Below are 21,308 nucleotides of genomic sequence, written 5' to 3' on the forward strand. Positions count from 1 at the left end.
AATAAACACTGGAAATTCATTCTCAATCGATGACTTCATTATTACTAACTTTAATTCGGGCACCATGGTGACATTTCCGAAGTTTGTCTATGTTGCCGCCGATCGCGGAATACCAGCTCAGGGAATTGTCATCGGATCGTCGATGTTTTTCTTAGCTTTAGCCATTGTAATAGCGGGGCAGTTAGTAAATTGTAAAAAAGCACGCTAAAGTATCCTTTGTATCCATGACGAACTACAGGGCATTACAAGAAAACCTGCGTTATGGGGTTAGGTTCCGGAGGACCCGGGCCAGCTCATAGTTATGATTGAAGGGGTGATTCCGGTCAAGGCCGGATAGCGCGATGGCAACCATCGATCCCTCAATTCTTAAACATCTCATCTATATGCAGCCAGCTTTGTACTGGCTAGATGAGGATCCACTAGAACCTCTGCCGCATCCAACGTTAATCGGTGATGCCACAACTGATTTATGCATTGTCGGGGCTGGTTATACCGGTCTCTGGACCGCGCTTCTGGCAAAAGAGCAGAACCCAGAACGTGAAGTGATTCTGCTCGAGCGACTCGAAACGGGCGCTGGCGCATCAGGGCGAAACGGTGGTTTCTGTAGCTACTCACTTACACATGGATTTATGAATGGTTACAACCGTTTTAAAGATGAGATGGCGATTATCGAAGGCATGGGACGTGAAAATTTAGATGGTATCGAAGCAACAATTAAGAAATACGGCATTGAGTGCGATTTTGAATTCAATGGCGAACTCCGTGTTGCAATTGAAGCGTGGCAGATGGAGTCGATGATAGAAGAAGCAGGTCTGCGAAACTCTTTCGGCGATAATGTTGAAATTTTGGATCAAAACCAAATTCAAGCTCGCGTTAAATCTCCACTGTACCAGGGAGCGTTGTGGGATCCAGATGGCACCGCACTCGTTGATCCAGCACGTTTAGTCTGGGGTTTAGAGCGAGTGTGCATAAAACTTGGAGTAAAGATTTTTGAAAATACTCATGTGGAATGGCTAGAGCGAACTAATAGCGGAATGATTGTTCATACACCATACGGAAGTGTGTACGCTCAGAAAGTTGCACTTGCAACTAATGTATTTAAATCACTTGTAAGGCGTGCCCATAAGTATGTAGTGCCTGTATATGATTTTCAATTAGTAACAGAGCCTTTGACGCGCGAACAGTTAGATTCAATTGGTTGGAAAGGTCGAGAGGGTTTATCTGATGCTGGTAATCAGTTCCACTATTATCGACTGACGAAAGATAATGAGATTTTGTGGGGCGGTTATGATGCAATTTATAATTTCCGAGGAAAAGTGCGGCAAGAGTATGAATCTGATGCAGAAACCTACGCCCACCTGGCGGCGGCTTTTCTAGAAACTTTCCCGCAGCTCAAAGGAATTAAATTCACACATGGTTGGGGCGGTGCTATTGATACCTGCTCACGCTTTTCACCTTTTTGGGGCAAGGCATATCGGGGCCGCGTTGCCTATGTATTGGGATATACGGGTCTTGGAGTAGCTTCAACACGTTTTGGAGCACAAGTAATGCTCGACCTCTTAGATGGCATCGATAATGAACGAACACGTCTTGCTATGGTTCGCAAAAAACCATGGCCTTTCCCACCTGAGCCATTTAGATTTATCTTTATTCGCCTTACGCAATGGTCCATAAATAGAGCCGATGAAAAGGGCGGCAAACGCAACTTATGGCTTAAGCTTCTGGATTTATTGGGTTTAGGGTTCGATTCCTAAAGTTTTACGCCTATTCTTAAGCAATGACCAACCACGGCAACATGTATGGCCCTGACTTTACCTTTCTTGGAATCGAAAGGTGTGATCTAGATATTGAATCTACTTTCGCCGATGCCGATGTAGTAATTGTTGGCGCTCCAATTGATAGCGGAACATCACATCGCTCTGGTGCAAAGTTCGGTCCACAAGCGATTCGTGGAGGAGATTATCTTCCGCACGATGGCGAACGCCCACATCTTGCGCTTCGAATCGATGCATTGAACACGATGAAAGTCGTCGATGCCGGGGATTTAAGGATGCCTGGCGGTGACCTAGTCGCATCCCTTGAAGTGTTAGCTCAAGCTACCGAAAAAATCTCTCGAGCCGGTGCAATTCCAGTAATTCTCGGAGGCGACCATTCAATAGCTTCGGCCGATGTCGCAGGAATTGCACGACACCGAGGTCTAGGGACTATCTCAATGATTCACTTTGATGCCCATGCTGACACAGGTGAAGATCAATGGGGTGCATTGATTGGACATGGAACTCCGATGCGCCGTTTAATTGAAAGTGGAGCGGTGCGTGGTGATCGTTTTTTACAACTTGGACTTCGTGGATATTGGCCAGGTCCAAAGACCTTGGATTGGATGCGCGATCAAGGAATGCGCTCATATGAAATGACCGAAATACATCACCGGGGATTAATTTCGGTTTTAGATGAATCTTTTGCCACACTCACCGATGGCTGCGAGGGAGTTTTCTTATCCGTTGATATTGATGTAGTGGATCCCGGAATGGCGCCAGGTACAGGAACACCTGAACCCGGTGGAATGACTAGCCGCGAACTTCTTGAATCAATCCGCCGAATCTGTCTTGAACTACCAGTAGTCGGAATGGATGTCGTAGAAGTGGCACCGGCCTTTGATAACGCCGATATAACCGCGATCCTGGCTAACCGGGTCGTACTTGAGGCGTTGAGTGCGATTGCCAAGCGTCGTTCGGGTGAGAGGTATTCACCTACACAAAACCTTCTGGATCGCTAAATGCGTGAAGTAGTAATTCTTGGTTCGACGGGTTCGATCGGCAGACAGGCATTAGAGATTGTTGCAACACATACAGATTCCTTTCGAGTTATCGCTATTTCATCGGCCGGCGGTAATCCAGCGCGCGTTATCGAGCAGGCGAAGGCATTTAACGTCAAATTTATTGGTGTAGTAAAAAATGCCGAAGAGATTCGCCGCGCACTTCCAGGTGTCACAGTAATTGGTGGACCACTTGCCTCAACCGAGATCGCAGCTATCGACTGCGATGTTGTCCTCAACGCAATAACCGGCTCTATCGGGCTTGGACCAACGCTAGCCGCACTCGATGCTGGAAATACTCTGGCCCTTGCTAATAAAGAATCACTCGTAGCCGCAGGTGAATTAGTGATGTCGAAGGCAAAAGCGCATCAGATTATTCCAGTTGACTCGGAGCACTCGGCGATTTGGCAGTCCTCACTGGCTGGAAAAAAAGATGAAGTACGAAGATTAATTTTAACGGCAAGCGGTGGCCCTTTTATAGATCGAAGTGATTTGCAGGCAGTTAGCGTGGCCGATGCACTCAAACACCCCACGTGGAAAATGGGCGCAGTTGTCACTATTAACTCGGCTACGTTGGTAAATAAAGGTCTTGAAATTATTGAGGCGCATTTTTTATTTGATGTGCCGTATCACTCAATTGATGCCGTCATTCATCGACAATCTGTTGTGCACTCAATGGTTGAGTATGTAGATGGTTCAACAATTGCACAGGCAAGTCCGCCGAATATGAAGGGTGCAATTGCATATGCCCTTAACTTTCCTCGTCGATTAGAAAATGCCACTGGCACAATCGATTGGAGTATCAAACATAGTTGGAGCTTTGAACCGATTGACTTTGTGAAATTTCCTGCCGTTGCACTTGCTAGAGCGTGTGGAGAGCTAGGTGGAGCAATGCCTGCGATCTTCAATGCCGCTAATGAAGTTGCCGTGGAAGCATTTATTTCGCAAAAGATTGGTTTTACTTCGATTCTTCCCCTTGTTCAGGAAGTCATTGAGGCGAGTCAGAGCCACGCGACATCGACGCTGCGGGATTTAGCCGATGTCAGCGGCATAGAAGAGAATGCACGAACCAGAGCCCATGAACTTCTATTACGATTGGCCCCATAATGCAGATACTCGGAATCCTCGCCTTTGTTGTAGCTCTTCTTCTCTCAGTGATGATTCATGAGTTTGGGCATTACTTGACCGCTAAACGTTTTGGCATGAAAGTCTCCGAGTTTTTTGTTGGCTTTGGACGACGCATCTGGTCACAGCAACATGGTGAAACCGAGTTTGGAATTAAAGCGATCCCTGCAGGTGGCTACTGCAAAATCGAAGGCATGACCCCCGGCGACGAGATGCCGATAGGTCAGGAGGATCGAGCATTTTACAAAGCCAGCTCTGGCAAAAAATTGATTGTTTTAGGTGCAGGCTCCTTTCTTCACTTTGTTATTGGTTACGTACTTCTCTTTACGTTATTTGCTGGGATCGGAACCACACAAGTTCTACCAATTATTAGCGAGGTCATGAAAGGAACGGCTGCACATTCCGCCGGAATAATGGTCGGAGATGAAGTGACCTCAATTAATGGAAAGCCAGTTACTAACTGGTATAAAGATGTTAATGCCATTCGTGAATCACATGGCAAAGAGTTAACTCTTGGAATCAATCGCAATGGCGAGGATTTAATTATCTCCGCTACACCAACGTTGGAAACTATTGATGGTAAGACGCGATATTTACTCGGAATTATTAATGAGACAGGTCTTAAGCGAACCGGGGTGCTCACCTCGTTGAAAGATGCAGGAATAGTTACAAAGGATTTCCTGGTTGCTAGTATTAAGTCTTTAGCAAAACTTCCATCTAAAGTCCCAGCGTTGTGGGGACAAACCGTCAGCGGACAAGAGCGCGATGCAAATGGTCTAGTGGGTGTAGTCGGTGTCGCTCGTGTTTCTGGTCAAGCGATAAGTAGCGATAATTTGAGTGCATTGGAGCGTTTTGGAACCTTTATCTTAATTATTGCGAGCTTAAATATCTTTGTAGGTCTCTTTAATCTTTTACCTATCCTGCCTTTAGATGGCGGACATATGGCAGTTGCTATCGCCGATGAAGTTCGTGCATTTTTTGCCCGCCTTCGAGGGCGCCCGAGACCAGCTGCTATCGATGTCACAGTTCTGACGCCGATTACGATGGTGGTTTTTGTAATTTTGGCGGCATTAACACTACTTCTCCTAGTCGCAGATATTGTTAATCCTGTCGTTCTTAATCTTTAGCGGTTAGCCGTTTCTTACGGCAGAATAGCGCCATGGTTGATTTAGGAATTCCGAGCGCTCCTCCACCTACTCTTTCGCCACGTCGAAAGACCAAGCAGATGATGGTGGGAAAAGTTGGAGTGGGTAGTGAATCTCAAGTGAGCGTTCAATCTATGTGCACGACGTTAACATCTGATGTAGATGCAACGCTGCAGCAAATAGCAGAGCTAACTGCCTCTGGCTGTGAGATTGTCAGAGTTGCAGTCCCAAGCCAAGATGATGCCGATGCTTTAGCTCAGATAGCTAAGAAATCTCAAATACCAGTGATTGCCGATATTCACTTTCAACCCAAATATATCTTCGCTGCAATCGATGCGGGTTGCGCGGCGGTCCGCGTGAACCCTGGAAATATTAAGCAGTTCGACGATAAAGTCAAAGAGGTTGCAAAAGCGGCCGGAGATGCGGGCATTCCGATTCGTATTGGAGTAAATGCCGGTTCACTTGACCCTCGATTGCTTGCAAAATACGGCAAAGCGACCCCAGAAGCCTTAGCTGAATCGGCATTGTGGGAGGCATCATTATTTGAGGAGCATGGCTTTTCAGATATCAAGATTTCGGTTAAGCACCATGATCCAGTGACGATGGTTAAGGCTTACAGACTTTTGGCCGCACAATGTGACTATCCATTACACCTTGGAGTCACAGAAGCTGGACCGATTTTTCAAGGAACAATTAAATCGGCAACAGCTTTTGGAATTTTGTTGGCAGAAGGCATTGGCGACACAATTCGAGTTTCATTATCGGCTCCGCCGGTTGAAGAGGTAAAAGTTGGAATCTCTATTTTGGAATCACTCAATCTTCGTCAGCGCAAACTCGAAATAGTTTCCTGTCCATCATGTGGCCGTGCCCAAGTAGATGTCTATACATTGGCCGAAAAAGTTCAAGCAGGGTTACAGGGAATGACTGTGCCATTGCGTGTTGCAGTAATGGGTTGTGTTGTTAATGGACCAGGGGAGGCACGCGAGGCAGATCTTGGTGTCGCATCTGGAAATGGTAAAGGTCAGATTTTTGTGAAGGGCGAGGTAATTAAAACCGTTCCTGAATCGATGATCGTTGAAACTTTAATCGAAGAAGCGATGCGATTGGCCGAGGAAATGGAAGCAGCGGGCGTTGCATCAGGCAGGCCAACCGTTGATATTAGATAGGCTCACCTCATGTTGAAAATGTCGACGCTATTTTTGCGTACGTTACGCGATGACCCAGCAGATGCTGAAGTCACAAGCCATCGCCTGCTTGTACGTGCTGGATATATTCGCAGAGTCGCCGCGGGAATTTACTCCTGGTTACCGCTAGGTGTGATCACGCTTCGCAACATCGAAAATGTAGTTCGTCAAGAGATGGATAAAGCTGGATTTCAAGAGGTTCATTTCCCTGCACTTTTGCCACGGGAGGCATATGAAGTAACTCATCGCTGGGAAGAGTACGGACCTTCACTTTTTCGTCTGCAAGATCGCAAAGGTGGAGATTACTTACTAGGGCCAACTCATGAAGAGATGTTTACATTGATGGTTAAAAGTGAGTACTCATCATATAAAGATTTGCCACTGTCTATCTATCAAATTCAAACTAAGTATCGTGATGAAGCTCGTCCTCGCAGCGGAATTATTCGAGGCCGCGAATTTGTGATGAAGGATTCGTACTCATTTGATATTGATGATGCAGGTCTGGATATTTCATATCAAAAGCACCGTGATGCATACATCAAGTGCTTTGACCGCCTTGGAATGAAGTACAACATCGTTAAAGCCGTGTCAGGTGCGATGGGTGGATCTAAGTCTGAAGAGTTTTTGGCACCATGTTCAACGGGAGAGGACACATATGTCTTATGCCCTAGCTGTGGTTATGCCGCCAATGTCGAAGCCATGGTTACTAAAGTCGCCGCCTCTGATCCTTCCGGAATTCCCGCTCTAGAGGAGTTAGATACTCCTAATACTCCGACGATTGATTTATTGGTGGCCGTTATGAATGAAAAATTCGATGGCGGATACACCGCGGCCGATACTCTGAAAAACATTATGGTTATCGCAGATGGTCGCGCTCTTGCTGTATTGGTTCCGGGAGATCGTGAAGTTGATTTAAAACGCATGCAAGAGAATTTAAGTGGAGTGCATGAGCTTCGTGTCTTTGAAGAGGCGGATTTTGCTAAATATCCTCAGCTTGTTAAAGGCTATATCGGACCGCAAGATGTGAAGGCGTTTGGAATAACTCTGTATGCAGATCCGCGTGTAGCACCTGGTACATCCTGGATTAGTGGGGCAAATAAGAAAGATCTCCATGCTCGATTTGTTGTTAGCGGGCGTGACTTTATTCCTGATGCATATATTGAGGCGGCCGAAGTACGCGCGGGGGATTCATGTCCAGAGTGCGCAACCGAGATTGTCATTGATAGGGCGATAGAGATAGGTCATATATTTCAGTTAGGTCGAAAATATGCCGAAGCGCTTAACCTGACTGTTTTAGATCAGAATGGTAAATCACAAGTAGTAACAATGGGTTCGTATGGAATCGGTGTATCGCGAGCGGTAGCGGCAATTGCCGAGCAGACATCTGATGAGATTGGTCTTAACTGGCCAGCTGAAATCGCTCCCGCAAAGGTGCATATTGTCGCCACTGGTAAAGATGACCTGCCCTTTGATACTGCACTCCAACTTGGATTGGATTTAGAAGCGATAGGTATTTCTGTCATGCTCGATGATCGCCGAGATGCAAGCCCAGGAGTTAAGTTCAAAGATGCCGAACTCATTGGCAATCCTATTATCGTGGTAGTTGGCAAAGCCCTTGCCGACGGAAACGTTGAAGTACGTGTTCGCAAAAGCGCAGATAAGAGCGAAGTTGCTCTCTCACAGGCGGTACCGGCAATCGCATTACTGCTTACGTAGGTTTTATTGATGGGTGATATTGCAGTTACCACTGGGATATTTCTTATAGCTGCATCATTTTTCGCCGGTTTTGTTGACTCCATTGCAGGCGGCGGTGGTTTAATTCAACTTCCAGCGCTTTTAATCGGTTTGCCTAAAACTGAAACAGTTACTGTTCTGGGAACTAATAAGTTGGCCTCGGTTTTTGGTACGGCAACGGCGGCAGGATTATATCGCCGCCAAATAAAACCCGAGCCTAAAGTTTTGATTGCAATGGCACTACCAGCTTTTATTGGTTCGGCAGCTGGTGCATCTCTTGCCTCTCGAATTCCAACTGCAAGTATGCGACCCATTGTTTTAATTTTATTAATTCTCGTTGCAATCTATACATGGTTGAAACCAGATTTAGGAGAGATCGAACTTTTGCGCCACCACTCAACTCGCAGAGTTCAAATCGCCGCCTTCTCTGGAATTGTGATCGGTTTCTACGATGGGATCTTTGGTCCTGGCACTGGTTCATTTTTGATGCTTGTCTTAGTGGCATCACTTGGCTATGCATTCATCACAGCCTCTGCGATTGCTAAAGTAGTTAATGTTTCTACAAACTTTGGCGCACTTGTTATCTTTGGCATACATGGTGCAATTATCTGGCAGATAGGTCTGGCCCTTGGTGTTGCAAATGTAACGGGAGCTATTCTCGGTTCTCGTTTGGCAATTCGGGGCGGATCGACGTTGGTTCGTAGGGTCTTCCTTCTCGTAACTATTGCGCTGATTATTAAAGTGGGAATTGATACTTTTCAAAGTTTTTAGATAGGATTAACGTCACAACTTAATAAGAAGGTAGCTACTTATGTCGCTTCAGGAATCACTTACTGAATTACTCACACCTGCTGTAGAAAACGCGGGATTCTTCCTTGAGCAAGTTCTTATTTCAAAACCTGGCAATCATCAAATCCTCACCTGTGTCATCGATGGAGCCAAACCACTCAATCTTGATGAGGTAACAATTGTCTCTCGACTAATATCTGATCTTTTAGATGAAACTGAGCTCATTGATGGGGCATTCACTCTCGAAGTAACCTCTCCTGGTGTTGATCGCCCACTAACGCAGCGCCGCCACTGGGAAAAGAACGTCTCTCGGCTTATATCAATGGTGATGCATGACGGTTCGTTGTTGACTGGGCGCCTTACCGAACTTCGCGATGTTGATGCTGTTTTTATTGAAAACATCAAGGGTCGCATGAAAACCCACATAATTGCACTTGCCGATATAAAGAAGGCTCACGTTGAAGTTGAATTTAGCCGCAAGGATGATAATTAAATGCATGTCGAGATGAGTGCATTAGTTGCGCTTACAACAGAAAAAGAGATTCCGCTTGAGCAGTTAATTCAAGCTATTGAAATTGGAGTACTCACTGCTTACAACCAGACCGAAGAGGCTAAGCGACATGCACGCGCCCACTTAGATCGTGAAACTGGAGAGATCTCAATATTAATTGCGCAGTTCAATGAGCTTGGGGAGAGAATTGGCGAGGAACCAGATGTTCCGGATGGTTTTTCACGAGTTGCAACTTCGACGGCCCGTCAAATTATTAAGCTAAAAATGCGCGAAACAAATGATGCATCCATTGTTGTGGAGTTCACGGGAAATGTTGGCGATGTAATCTCGGGTGTGGTTCAGCAAGGTCGCGATCCAAAGATGATTAACGTTAATTTAGGTCGCACTGAGGGTCGCATTCCTCCTCAAGAACAAGTTCCGGGGGAGGTTTATAACCATGGTGATCGCATAAAATGTTTTGTAGTTGAGGTTAAACAGGGATTGAAAGGCCCTGAGATTATGTTGTCTCGATCTCACCCGGCGTTAGTGAAACAGCTTTTTGCATTTGAAGTCCCTGAGATTAACGATCGCATCGTTGAGATTATGGCCGTTGCACGCGAGGCAGGGCATCGCACGAAAGTCGCCGTAAAATCTCACCGCGCGGGAGTAAGCCCTAAAGGATCTTTAATCGGACCCATGGGCTCTCGTGCCCGAGCTGTCATGGATGAGCTTCATGGCGAAAAAATAGATATCGTCGACTGGTCAGAGGATCCAGCGGTATTTGTCGCTCACGCTCTTGCCCCGGCAAAGGTGGTTTCAGTTGAAATTACCGACTTGGCTGGACGATGCGCCAGAGTTGTTGTTCCGGACTACCAATTATCCCTGGCAATTGGAAAAGATGGACAGAATGCACGCTTAGCCGCCCGATTAACAGGCTGGCGAATCGATATTCATCCCGATAATCCCATTATGTAAAGAGGGTAATCATTAGATACGATGGCCCCCTGCACTACAAATGAAATGGATATGAAAGATATGAAACTCACATGAGCTCGCTACAACTATGAGGTCGAACAACTAGGGCTTGCATGTGCAGAATATGCGGGCCAAGACAGGGGAAAATGTGTCAAAGGTCCGTGTACACGAGTTAGCAAAACAACTCGGTATGGAGAGCAAGGAAGTTCTTGCAAAACTCCAAGATATGGGAGAGTTTGTAAAATCAGCATCATCGACGGTAGAAGCACCAGTTGTGCGAAAACTTGTCGAAATGTTTCCCGATGCTAAACCACTTGATGAAAAAAAGCCGGTAAAGAAAGCTGCCGCGAAAAAAACTGCAGCTAAACCAAAGGATGAAGTCAGTGCTGAACAGGCAGCTGAGTTAGCCGCTGAACTCGGCGTCGATTTGGCGGCGATAAAAGCTGAAGCAGCGCGTGCCGAACTACATAAGGCCGAACTTCATGCAAAGGCCGAGGCAGTGCGCGCTCTAGAGGATGTCCCGGCAGTTGATCTACCAAAGCCAGCGCCACGTCCAGGAAATAATCCATTCTCATCTGGCATTTCTGCAGTGCCGCGTCCACCGCGTCCAGGTAACAATCCATTTTCAACTGGAGGCGCAGTTCCACGTCCACCACAACGCCCAATGGGAGCGCCCCGTCCAGGCATGGCAGGTGCGCGTCCAGGTTCAGTACGCCCCGGTTTTGCTGCTCGTCCACCAGGTCAACGTCCACCGGCAGGTGCGGGTTTTCCACCACGTACAGGTAGTGCACCATCTACTGGAACTCCTTATAAGAGCAATGGTCCTGCAGGTGCGCCGACAACTGGCGCTCCAACTCGTCCAGGTGGCGGTCGTCCACCTCAACGAGGCGGTGCAGGTGGAGCATTTGGTAAAAATGCAAGCAAGAAATCAGGTCGCAAAACTAAGTCACGAAAGGCGTTGCGCGATGAGTTCGACAATATGCAGGCGCCACAACTCGGTGGCGCTGTTATTCCTCACGGCGATGGAAAAACTCCGATTCGTATGCGACGTGGATCTTCATTGGCCGACTTCGCCGACAAGATTGGTGCAGATCCAGCAGCGCTAGTTTCAGCACTCTTTCACTTAGGTGAAATGGTTACTGCGACGCAATCCGTCGATGCAGATACATTTGAAATTCTCGGCGTACAACTTGGTTATGTAATCCAGATTGTTAGTCCAGAGGATGAGGATCGTGAGCTTCTACAAGGCTTTGATATTGACTTAGCTGACGAGCTCGCAGAACTTGATCCAGAGATGCTTGTTGCGCGTCCACCCGTTGTCACTGTCATGGGTCACGTTGACCATGGTAAAACCTCGCTTCTGGATGCAATTCGAAAGAGTGAAGTTATGAAATCCGAAGCTGGTGGAATCACACAGCACATCGGCGCATATCAAATTCACCATGACCACAACGGCACTAATCGCGCGATTACATTTATCGATACACCAGGTCACGAGGCATTTACTGCGATGCGTGCACGTGGTGCCAAGGTAACTGACATCGCAGTGCTTGTAGTTGCTGCAGATGATGGAATTATGCCGCAGACAATTGAGGCATTAAACCATGCACAAGCCGCCGATGTTCCAATCGTTGTGGCCGTAAACAAGATGGATAAAGAAGGCGCTAACGCCGACAAAGTTCGCCAACAATTAACGGAATACAATTTAATCGCTGAAGAGTATGGTGGAGAGACAATCTTCGTTAACGTCTCGGCAAAATCTGGTCTAGGAGTCGATGCGTTAATAGAGTCAATTCTCTTGACAGCCGATGCAGCCATTGATCTTCGGGCAATTGCCGAAGATAGTGCGCGTGGTGTGGCCATCGAAGCCCACTTAGATCGTGGCCGAGGCCCCGTTACGACAGTGCTGGTTCAGCGCGGAACATTAAAGATTGGTGATGCAATCGTTGCCGGTGGTGCCTTTGGACGCGTGCGTGCAATGCTTGATGAGAACGGCGACAACGTTTTAACTGCCGGTCCGTCTCGCCCAGTTCAAGTCCTTGGATTTACATCAGTGCCAAGTGCAGGAGATACATTCTTAGTAGCCGATGAAGATCGCACTGCGCGACAAATCGCTGAAAAGCGCCAAGCGGCAGAGCGAAATGCTCAACTTGCAAAGGCGCGCAAGAAGGTATCTCTTGAAGACTTCATGGAGCAGTCCAAGGTTTCTACGCTTAACTTAATCCTCAAGGGTGACGTAAGCGGATCTGTTGAAGCTCTCGAAGAGGCGCTTATGGCCCTGGATGTTGGCGACGAAGTCGATCTTCGCGTTATTCACCGCGGTGTAGGTGCGATTACGAAGAGCGATATTACGTTGGCATCGGCATCGACCGCAGTTGTGATTGGCTTTAATGTTAAACCCGAACCTCAGACTGCAATTTTCGCCGATCAAGAGGGCGTTGAAGTTCGCTTCTACTCCGTTATTTATCAAGCAATCGATGATGTCGAACTCTCACTCAAGGGTCTGCTCAAGCCGATCTACGAGGAGTTCGTTGTGGGTAATGCTGAAGTTCGAGAGATCTTCAAATCCTCTAAGGCCGGAAACATTGCTGGATCGATCGTTAAAGATGGAATCATCAGGCGTAATGCCAAAGCGCGCATTCTGCGAGGTGACAAAGTACTTGTTGATGATCTGACTATCGATTCACTCAAGCGATTTAAAGATGATGCAACTGAAGTTAAAGAGGGCTTCGAGTGCGGAATTGGCCTTGGCAATATGAAGGAAATTGCCGTGGGAGACATGATTCAGGTATTTGAGATGCGCGAGAAAAAGAGGGTATAAAAAATGAACCCATCACACCGTACATTAAAAGTTGCCGACCGCATCAAAGTGGTAGTGGCACAACTGCTCGAAACTAAGATTAAAGATCCACGTCTTGGCTTTGTCACTGTCACTGATGCGCGAGTCACTGGTGATTTACAAATGGCCTCGGTTTTTTATACAGTTCTAGGCGATGATGATGCCCGAGCATCAACTGCGGCAGCGTTAGAGAGTGCAAAGGGCGCGATTCGTTCGGCCTTGGGCCGCGAACTGGGTCTGCGAATTACTCCATCCATTGAGTTCTTTGAAGATGGCCTTCCGGAGAGCGCTAAAGCCCTTGATTCCCTGCTTGCTCGTGTTCATGAACAAGATGCCGAAGTTGCTGCCCTGCGTAAAAACGCAACGTATGCCGGGGGAGAAGATCCTTATAAAGCTCCACGCATAATCGAGTCGGAGTAATCATCGAGCACGGCTTTCTGGTTGTAGATAAAGAGCCAGGAATGACAAGTCATGACGTTGTTGCCGTGGCCCGCCGTGCACTGGGGACAAAAAAAGTTGGCCATGCCGGCACATTGGATCCAATGGCGACAGGCATTTTGGTACTTGGTTTTAACAATGGAACTCGTTTATTGCAGTACATCACCGATGGAGATAAGACGTATCAAGCAACAGTAGTTCTAGGCATCGCAACAGTGAGTGATGATGCAGATGGCCAAATTATTTCTCGCAGTGATGTCTCGCAGATTACTGATTTCCAGATTGAAGTTGAGCTAGCAAAAATGCGCGGGGTCATCATGCAGCGTCCTAGTTCGGTTTCAGCGGTAAAAGTCGATGGTGAACGAGCATACGATCGCGTTCGGGCAGGTGAAATCGTCGAACTTACATCGCGCCAAGTCACGATCTCCCAACTCGATATTCTGGTTATTCGTCATTTAGAAGCGACAATTGAAATCGATATCGAAGTGACATGTTCTGCCGGAACTTACATCCGTGCGATTGCTCGAGATTGCGGGATTGCGTTGAACGTTGGTGGGCATTTATCATCACTTCGCCGAAGCAGAGTTGCTGGATTTACACTTGAAGGTGCGGCTTCATTGGAGCAGTTAAAGCGTGGTGAGTTCAGGACACTTGCTCTGGCTGACGTTGCACGTACAGTTTTTGTAGTTCGAGAGTTAGCGTTAGATGAGCGGCAAGAGCTCTCATTCGGTCGTCCATTATCGGCTAATCCAACGGATGAAATTTATGCCGCCATGAGCGGCAACAATGATTTGATTGCACTGCTGGCCAATAAAGATGGTTTAGCTAAACCAATTGCAGTGTTCGCGGCAGCGAATTAACTAGGTAATAATAATCCAATGAGCGTTGTCGTAATCGGAGTATTTGACGGAGTCCATAAGGGACATCAAGATGTGCTCAATCGCGCTAAGGCAATTGCAGGGGACGAAAAAATAATAGCTCTTACTTTTGATCCCCATCCAGTCAGCGTTTTTGCACCAGAACGGGCACCAACGTTGTTAACAATTCTCACCGACCGGATAGAGCTTTTAAAGATTCACAATGCCGATCAAGTTGCGGTTATGAAGTTCACGCCAGAGTTTGCCTCAATGGTTCCAGAGGATTTTGTTAATAAAATCCTTGTTCAGCAGTTACATGCAACTACCGTTGTTGTCGGAAAAAACTTTACGTACGGTCATAAAGCTGCCGGAAATATTGAGACATTGAAGGCTCACTCGGAGTTTGAGACTATCGTTTTAGATTTAGCACCGGATGATGGAGAAGTTGTCTCTTCTACTCGCATCAGAAAACTCATCGTTGAAGGAAATGTTGAAAAAGCTCGCGAACTTCTAACTCGCCCACACCGCTTAGATGGGATCGTTGTCCACGGTGAAAAGCGCGGCCGTGAAATTGGATATCCGACGGCAAATCTGGGCGATCTTGAGCACCAAACAATTCCAGCCGATGGAGTGTATGCAGGCTGGTTAACCGTTGGGATAGATCGCTGGCCCGCAGCGATTTCAATCGGCACTAATCCAACTTTTGCCGGTATTCGTGGGCGTCAAGTCGAGGCCTATGCTCTGGATCAAGTGGGATTAGATCTCTATACAAAGGCGGCCACGATTGAGTTCGGTTGGCGCCTTCGAGATACGTTGACCTTTGATGGGCTTGAGCCCTTGCTCGTTCAAATGGCCAAAGACTGCGCGAAGGCCCGCGAGTTAACCGAGCTCTAAGAGATACTCGCCAGGGTCAGTATTTAGAACCGGTTCGGCAGTTGATTTTATGACTAATGTATTGGTATGAAAACTTCAGTAATCGTGGCTGGCGCACGGACTCCGATTGGCCGATTTAATGGTGCACTAAAGAACCTAAGCGCAACCGACTTGGGTGGACTGGCAATAAAAGCTGCGATAGAGCGCGCAGGTATTGCACCAGATCAAGTTCAATATCTGATTATGGGACAGGTACTACAGGCAGGAGCGGGACAGGGTCCAGCACGCCAAGCGGCAATAAAAGCCGGCATACCTTTGGATGTTCCTTCAATAGTAATTAATAAGCTCTGCCTCTCTGGGTTAAATGCAATTGCGCTGGCCGATCAACTCATTCGTGCAAACGAATATGACGTAATCGTTGCAGGTGGCATGGAATCAATGAGCAATGCACCGCATTTATTAATGAACTCCCGTACAGGTTTCAAACTTGGTGATGCCATTTTGAATGATTCAATGATCTTTGATGGGCTTTTCTGTAGTATCGATCAAATGGGCGTGGGTGAGGCCACTGAGAAATATAATTCACGATATACATTGACCCGGCAAATGCAAGATGAATTTGCTTATCAATCTCATTTTCGCGCCGCGAAGGCGCAATCCGAGGGCATCTTTAAAGATGAAATAGTTCCAGTAGAGATCATTGATCGAAAGGGAAATATCACTCTTTTCACTTCCGATGAGGGAGTTCGTCCAGAGGTTTCGCTGGAAACACTTGCAGCACTCAAACCAGTTTTTTCGCATGGGGGAACTATCACTGCAGGGTCGTCTTCGCAGATTTCAGATGGTGCAGCAGCAGTTGTTGTAATGTCGAAGGAAAAAGCCATCGAACTTGGAATCGATTGGCTCTGCGAAATTGGTGCGCAGGGAATGGTGGCCGGACCAGATGCCGCACTTCACGAGCAGCCTTCAAATGCAATTAAAGAGGCGGCAAGAAAAGAAGGGATAGGGATAAAGCAATTTGATTTTATTGAAATTAATGAAGCATTTGCGGCCATTGGAATTGCCTCAGCGGATGCGTTAGGCCTCGACCTTTCTGCAGTAAACATTCACGGAGGTGCCATTGCAGTCGGACATCCTCTAGGTATGTCAGGGGCCAGACTGGCTTTACATATCGCTCTGCAACTTAAGAAAAAGGGCAGTGGGTACGGGGTTGCTGCCCTCTGTGGCGGCGGTGGCCAAGGAGATGCGCTAATTTTGAAGCGTTAGCCTCGATTTCACGTATCCACAGCCCCGCTGGTAACCTATGCATCCAACGAGAAAGCGATTTTCCGTGAGGTACACCGGAAAACCCCGTAATCATCAGATACATAGGAGCACAACCACATGGCACTAAAACCAGATGCAACAGCAGCAATCGTCGCACAGTACGGCTCGACTCCTACTGATACGGGAAGTCCTGAGACCCAGGTCGCTTTGCTATCCAAGCGCATTGAAGAGATCACCACACACCTAAAGACCAACCCACATGACCACCACAACCGTCGTGGCCTTTTGTTATTAGTTGGACGTCGACGTCGAATTCTTCAGTATCTCGCAAAGACAGATATCAATCGCTACCGTGCGATTATCGAAAAGCTCGGTATTCGCCGCTAAATAAAAGAAAGATCCACCCACTTGAGGATCAATGGTCCTCGGTAGTGGTTTCCGCAAGAGCCCTATGTAGGCGTGCGTGAACTTCGATCGGAGATTCATTGTTTTCATTCGGTGAGGTGGCCCGAAACCGAGATAGTTGCATGCAGCTGTCTCAAGATAACTAAAGGAGGACCCATGGAGGGTCAAGAGGTTCAATCAGCCGTTGCAGTAATTGATAACGGAAAGTTCGGAAAACGAGAGATTCGTTTTGAAACAGGTCGCCTAGCGCGCCAAGCAGCGGGAGCTGCAGCAGTATTTCTAGATGATCAGACAATGATCTTCTCGGCAACAACTGCATCAAAGACACCAAAGGATCAATTTGATTTCTTTCCTTTAACAGTTGATGTTGAAGAGAAGATGTATGCAGTTGGTCGTATTCCAGGATCGTTCTTTCGTCGTGAAGGCCGTCCATCAGAGGATGCGATTCTTACCTGCCGTTTAATCGATCGTCCATTACGTCCATCATTTGTTAAGGGACTTCGCAATGAAGTTCAGATCGTTGTGACTGTTATGGCACTCGATCCTGATCATATGTATGACGTTATTGCTATTAACGCTGCATCGATGTCAACACAACTTGCAGGTCTGCCTTTCTCAGGTCCAATCGGTGGCGTACGCGTTGCTTTGATTGATGGCCAGTGGGTTGCATTCCCTAACCACTCACAGGTTGCAAACGCAGTCTTTGACATGGTTGTTGCCGGGCGCATCAGCGATGGCGATGTTGCGATCATGATGGTTGAAGCGGAAGCGACAACAAGGACGATCGAGCTCATTGCAGGTGGAGCGCCAACACCTAATGAAGAAGTAGTTGCACAGGGGTTAGATGCTGCAAAGCCATTTATCAAGATTCTCTGTGATGCACAGGCCAAACTTGCAAAGGTGGCTGCAAAGCCAACTGCTGAGTTCCCAGTATTCCTTGATTACCAAGATGATGTCTTTGCCGCCGTTGAAGCTGCAGCTGGATCAGATCTTGCTAAGGCACTTACTATTTCAGGTAAGCAAGAGCGCGAAACAAAGATCGATGAGATTAGCGCATCTACGAAAGAAAGCGTTGGAGCAGCCTTTGTTGGTCGTGAAAAGGAAGTTCCAGCGGCTTTCCGTTCGCTAACAAAGAAGCTTGTTCGTCAACGCGTTCTTCGCGACAAGATTCGCATCGATGGTCGCGGACTTCGCGATATTCGTGCGCTCTCAGCTGAGGTCGAAGTTATTCCTCGCGTTCACGGTTCAGCAATATTTGAACGTGGCGAGACACAGATTCTTGGAATCACAACGCTTAATATGCTCAAAATGGAGCAGCAGTTAGATACATTGAATCCAGAAAACCACAAGCGTTACATGCACAACTACAACTTCCCACCATATTCAACTGGTGAGACTGGTCGTGTTGGCACTCCTAAGCGCCGCGAAATCGGACACGGAGCACTCGCAGAGCGCGCATTGATTCCAGTTCTTCCAACACGTGAAGAGTTCCCTTACGCAATCCGTCAGGTCTCTGAAGCTCTTGGTTCAAATGGTTCAACATCGATGGGCTCGGTCTGTGCATCAACACTTGCTTTGTATAACGCAGGTGTTCCATTGCGCGCACCAGTTGCAGGTATTGCAATGGGTCTAATCTCTGATACCGTCGATGGGAAAGTTGAGTACGTTGCCCTGACCGATATTCTCGGAGCAGAAGATGCATTCGGTGATATGGACTTCAAAGTTGCCGGAACTAAAGACTTTGTTACTGCTTTGCAGTTAGATACTAAGCTCGATGGAATTCCAGCATCAGTTCTTGCCGGTGCACTTCTTCAAGCTAAAGAGGCACGACTTGCAATCCTTGATGTAATGAATGAAGCAATCGATGGCCCAGATGAGATGAGCCCGTTTGCTCCACGTATTATCTCAGTCAAGATTCCAGTTGATCAGATCGGTGCAGTAATCGGACCTAAGGGCAAGATTATTAATCAGATTCAAGATGAAACTGGCGCAGATATCTCTATAGAAGATGATGGAACGATTTACATCGGCGCAGTAGATGGCCCATCGGCCGAAGCTGCACGTGCACAGATTAATGCGATTGCTAACCCACAGATGCCAGAAGTTGGCGAGCGTTACTTAGGTACGGTCGTAAAGATGGCCGCCTTTGGTGCCTTCATCTCATTGATGCCAGGCAAAGATGGTCTCCTGCATGTATCCCAGATTCGCAAGATGCATGGTGGAAAGCGCATTGAAAATTTGGAAGAGGTCATGAAGGTTGGCGACAAGATTCAAGTTGAAATTGGCGAGATTGATCCAAAGGGCAAATTATCTTTGGTCCCAGTCTTTGAAGATGGAACTCCGGGCGCTGCGCAATAAATGAGTGTACGTCGTACAGTTTTGCCTAGCGGTCTGCGTATCGTTACTGAAGAGGTCTCTTCGGTACGCAGCGCCGCGATCGGTATCTGGGTAAATGTTGGTTCAAGGGATGAAACCCCGGCTGTTGCTGGGGCTTCTCACTTTCTCGAACACTTATTGTTTAAAGGTACAACTCGCCGAACCGCGCTAGAGATTTCATCATCTATCGAATCCGTTGGTGGAGAGATGAACGCTTTTACGTCTAAGGAGTACACCTGCTTTTACGCACGCGTCATCGATACAGATTTACCGATGGCTATCGATGTAATCTCGGATTTAATTACATCGTCACTTGTTACTGCTCTAGATGTTGATGCCGAACGCAAGGTTGTTTTAGAAGAGATTGCGATGCGCGATGATGATCCAAGTGATTTAGTTCATGATTTATATGCAGAAACATATTACGGTGATACTCAATTAGGTCGACCTATCCTTGGCACAGTCGAGTCAATTAATACAATGTCGCGCAAAAACGTTTTTAATTATTACAAGAAGCGCTACCTGCCTCAAGATTTAGTGGTGGCAGTTGCTGGAAACATCAAACATAAAAAAGTTGTGGATATGGTTGAAGCTGCGCTTTCAGTAGATGGATTCCTAGATGTAACCGGCGCACCAGTAATTCGCTCTAATTCAGCCATTAAGAAGAGTCCGCAAAAATCAGTTGGTCTCATCTCTCGCACGACCGAGCAAGCGCACATGTTTTATGGCATGGAAGGCGTAGCCCGTCACGATGATCGACGTTTTGCGATGGGAATCTTGGCATCGGCTCTCGGCGGCGGAATGTCATCACGTTTATTTCAAGAGATCCGCGAAAAGCGCGGTCTTGCTTACTCTGTTTATGCCTACGCCCAACAATTTGCAGGTAGTGGTCAAATAGGTTTTTATGCAGGATGCAAACCAGCCAAGGCGATTGAAGTTTTGGAGATCATCCGTGAAGTCCTCGCCGATGTGGCTGACAATGGAATGAACCATGAAGAGATTGAACGTGCGAAGGGTGCGGTACGGGGTTCGCTGGTCTTGAGCCAAGAGGATTCAGGCTCTCGCATGAGCCGCATCGGTAAAAATGAGATCGTTTATGGCCATGTCATGGGCTTTGATGGAATTTTGAAGGCGGTCTCAAAAGTTAATGAGAGTGACATTCGCGAAATTGCATCTGCCTTTCTCACTAAAACGCCTACGCTTGCGCTTGTCGGACCATTCAAAAGTAGCGCTAAATTTGAGAAGGTATTGAGATGATAAACGTTTCTGTTTTAGGTGCAAAAGGACGCATGGGCGCTGAAGTTGTTAATGCCGTGGAAACCGAAGCGGGAATGTCTCTCATTGCCACCCTTGATATCGGTGATTCTTTAGAGCAGTTGATTGGCTCTGGAACTCAAGTCGTGGTGGACTTTACGACTCCTGATGCAGTTATGGGAAACTTAGAGTTCTTGATTAATAATGGAATTAACGTTGTGGTTGGGACTACGGGTTTTGATGATATCAAGCTTGCGATTGTTAATGGTTGGCTAAAAGAGAATCCATCAGTTGGAGTATTAATTGCACCTAACTTTGCAATCGGTGCGGTACTTATGATGGAGTTTGCAACTAAAGCGGCACGGTACTTTGAGTCGGCAGAAATAATCGAACTTCACCACCCAGATAAAGTGGATGCACCCAGTGGGACAGCAACTCGCACGGCGCAGTTAATGAGCCAGGCTCGAAATGACGCTGGATTGCCCGCAATGCCGGATGCGACAAGTTCAGCGCTAGAGGGTGCACGAGGATCAAAGGTCGGTGATGTTCCAATTCATTCGGTTCGCGCACGCGGATTAGTTGCACATCAAGAGGTAATTTTTGGTGGATTAGGTGAGACGTTAACGATTCGCCATGATTCAATCGATCGCGCAGGTTTTATGCCGGGAGTATTGCTAGGAATTCGCAGCGTAATCACACGTCCGGGGTTAACTCATGGCCTCGACAAATTAATGTAAAGGGAT

Annotated in this window: 19 protein-coding genes; all 19 read left to right on the forward strand. The window is 47.2% G+C overall.

What is annotated here, in order from left to right; all coding sequences use genetic code 11:
• Positions 1 to 64: 64 nt before the first annotated feature.
• The 19 genes from Q8K48_05255 to dapB all read left to right on the forward strand — a co-directional run bounded on the left by Q8K48_05255 (position 65) and on the right by dapB (position 21,302).
• The gene (locus tag Q8K48_05255) at positions 65 to 208 is read left to right on the forward strand and encodes a hypothetical protein (protein ID MDP1851805.1); all 144 of its coding nucleotides are present in this window, start codon (positions 65 to 67) and stop codon (positions 206 to 208) included.
• Positions 209 to 341: 133 nt separating this feature from the next.
• A complete protein-coding gene (locus Q8K48_05260) occupies positions 342 to 1,754 on the forward strand; it encodes an FAD-dependent oxidoreductase (GenBank protein ID MDP1851806.1) in 1,413 nt (470 codons plus the stop codon).
• A gap of 23 nt (positions 1,755 to 1,777) precedes the next feature.
• Positions 1,778 to 2,776: an agmatinase gene (gene speB, locus Q8K48_05265; protein MDP1851807.1), complete on the forward strand. Its 999-nt coding sequence runs from the start codon at positions 1,778 to 1,780 to the stop codon at positions 2,774 to 2,776.
• A complete protein-coding gene (gene dxr, locus Q8K48_05270) occupies positions 2,777 to 3,922 on the forward strand; it encodes a 1-deoxy-D-xylulose-5-phosphate reductoisomerase (protein MDP1851808.1) in 1,146 nt (381 codons plus the stop codon).
• Positions 3,922 to 5,067, forward strand: a complete 1,146-nt coding sequence (locus Q8K48_05275) for a M50 family metallopeptidase (protein ID MDP1851809.1) — start codon at positions 3,922 to 3,924, stop codon at positions 5,065 to 5,067. The genes dxr and Q8K48_05275 overlap by 1 nt, the downstream gene beginning before the upstream one ends.
• Positions 5,068 to 5,099: 32 nt before the next feature.
• Positions 5,100 to 6,251, forward strand: coding sequence for a flavodoxin-dependent (E)-4-hydroxy-3-methylbut-2-enyl-diphosphate synthase (gene ispG, locus Q8K48_05280; protein MDP1851810.1), 1,152 nt, complete (start codon positions 5,100 to 5,102; stop codon positions 6,249 to 6,251).
• 9 nt (positions 6,252 to 6,260) lie between these two features.
• On the forward strand, positions 6,261 to 7,985 hold the full coding sequence (locus tag Q8K48_05285; protein MDP1851811.1) for a proline--tRNA ligase: 1,725 nt from the start codon (positions 6,261 to 6,263) through the stop codon (positions 7,983 to 7,985).
• Positions 7,986 to 7,994: 9 nt separating this feature from the next.
• Positions 7,995 to 8,774 carry a TSUP family transporter gene (locus tag Q8K48_05290; GenBank protein MDP1851812.1) on the forward strand — a complete coding sequence of 260 codons (780 nt, stop codon included), beginning with the start codon at positions 7,995 to 7,997 and terminating at the stop codon, positions 8,772 to 8,774.
• A gap of 40 nt (positions 8,775 to 8,814) precedes the next feature.
• The gene (gene rimP, locus Q8K48_05295) at positions 8,815 to 9,285 is read left to right on the forward strand and encodes a ribosome maturation factor RimP (protein MDP1851813.1); all 471 of its coding nucleotides are present in this window, start codon (positions 8,815 to 8,817) and stop codon (positions 9,283 to 9,285) included.
• Positions 9,286 to 10,257: a transcription termination factor NusA gene (nusA, locus tag Q8K48_05300; protein MDP1851814.1), complete on the forward strand. Its 972-nt coding sequence runs from the start codon at positions 9,286 to 9,288 to the stop codon at positions 10,255 to 10,257.
• 148 nt (positions 10,258 to 10,405) lie between these two features.
• Entirely contained in the window at positions 10,406 to 13,078 is a 2,673-nt protein-coding gene (gene infB, locus Q8K48_05305; protein ID MDP1851815.1) for a translation initiation factor IF-2, read from the forward strand.
• 3 nt (positions 13,079 to 13,081) lie between these two features.
• The gene (gene rbfA, locus Q8K48_05310) at positions 13,082 to 13,516 is read left to right on the forward strand and encodes a 30S ribosome-binding factor RbfA (GenBank protein MDP1851816.1); all 435 of its coding nucleotides are present in this window, start codon (positions 13,082 to 13,084) and stop codon (positions 13,514 to 13,516) included.
• 17 nt (positions 13,517 to 13,533) lie between these two features.
• A complete protein-coding gene (truB, locus tag Q8K48_05315; protein MDP1851817.1) occupies positions 13,534 to 14,394 on the forward strand; it encodes a tRNA pseudouridine(55) synthase TruB in 861 nt (286 codons plus the stop codon).
• 18 nt (positions 14,395 to 14,412) lie between these two features.
• Positions 14,413 to 15,285, forward strand: coding sequence for a bifunctional riboflavin kinase/FAD synthetase (locus Q8K48_05320; GenBank protein MDP1851818.1), 873 nt, complete (start codon positions 14,413 to 14,415; stop codon positions 15,283 to 15,285).
• A 66-nt stretch (positions 15,286 to 15,351) separates the two neighbouring features.
• Positions 15,352 to 16,530 (forward strand): acetyl-CoA C-acetyltransferase, encoded by a 1,179-nt coding sequence (locus Q8K48_05325; GenBank protein ID MDP1851819.1) that lies wholly within the window; start codon positions 15,352 to 15,354, stop codon positions 16,528 to 16,530.
• A gap of 117 nt (positions 16,531 to 16,647) precedes the next feature.
• Positions 16,648 to 16,917, forward strand: a complete 270-nt coding sequence (gene rpsO / locus Q8K48_05330) for a 30S ribosomal protein S15 (protein ID MDP1851820.1) — start codon at positions 16,648 to 16,650, stop codon at positions 16,915 to 16,917.
• Between the two features lie 174 nt (positions 16,918 to 17,091).
• On the forward strand, positions 17,092 to 19,293 hold the full coding sequence (locus tag Q8K48_05335; protein MDP1851821.1) for a polyribonucleotide nucleotidyltransferase: 2,202 nt from the start codon (positions 17,092 to 17,094) through the stop codon (positions 19,291 to 19,293).
• Entirely contained in the window at positions 19,294 to 20,568 is a 1,275-nt protein-coding gene (locus Q8K48_05340; protein MDP1851822.1) for a pitrilysin family protein, read from the forward strand.
• Positions 20,565 to 21,302: a 4-hydroxy-tetrahydrodipicolinate reductase gene (gene dapB, locus Q8K48_05345; protein ID MDP1851823.1), complete on the forward strand. Its 738-nt coding sequence runs from the start codon at positions 20,565 to 20,567 to the stop codon at positions 21,300 to 21,302. Before Q8K48_05340 ends, dapB begins: the two co-directional genes overlap by 4 nt.
• Positions 21,303 to 21,308 lie beyond the last annotated feature (6 nt).

This window comes from Candidatus Planktophila sp. (assembly GCA_030681675.1).
Taxonomy (GTDB): domain Bacteria; phylum Actinomycetota; class Actinomycetes; order Nanopelagicales; family Nanopelagicaceae; genus Planktophila.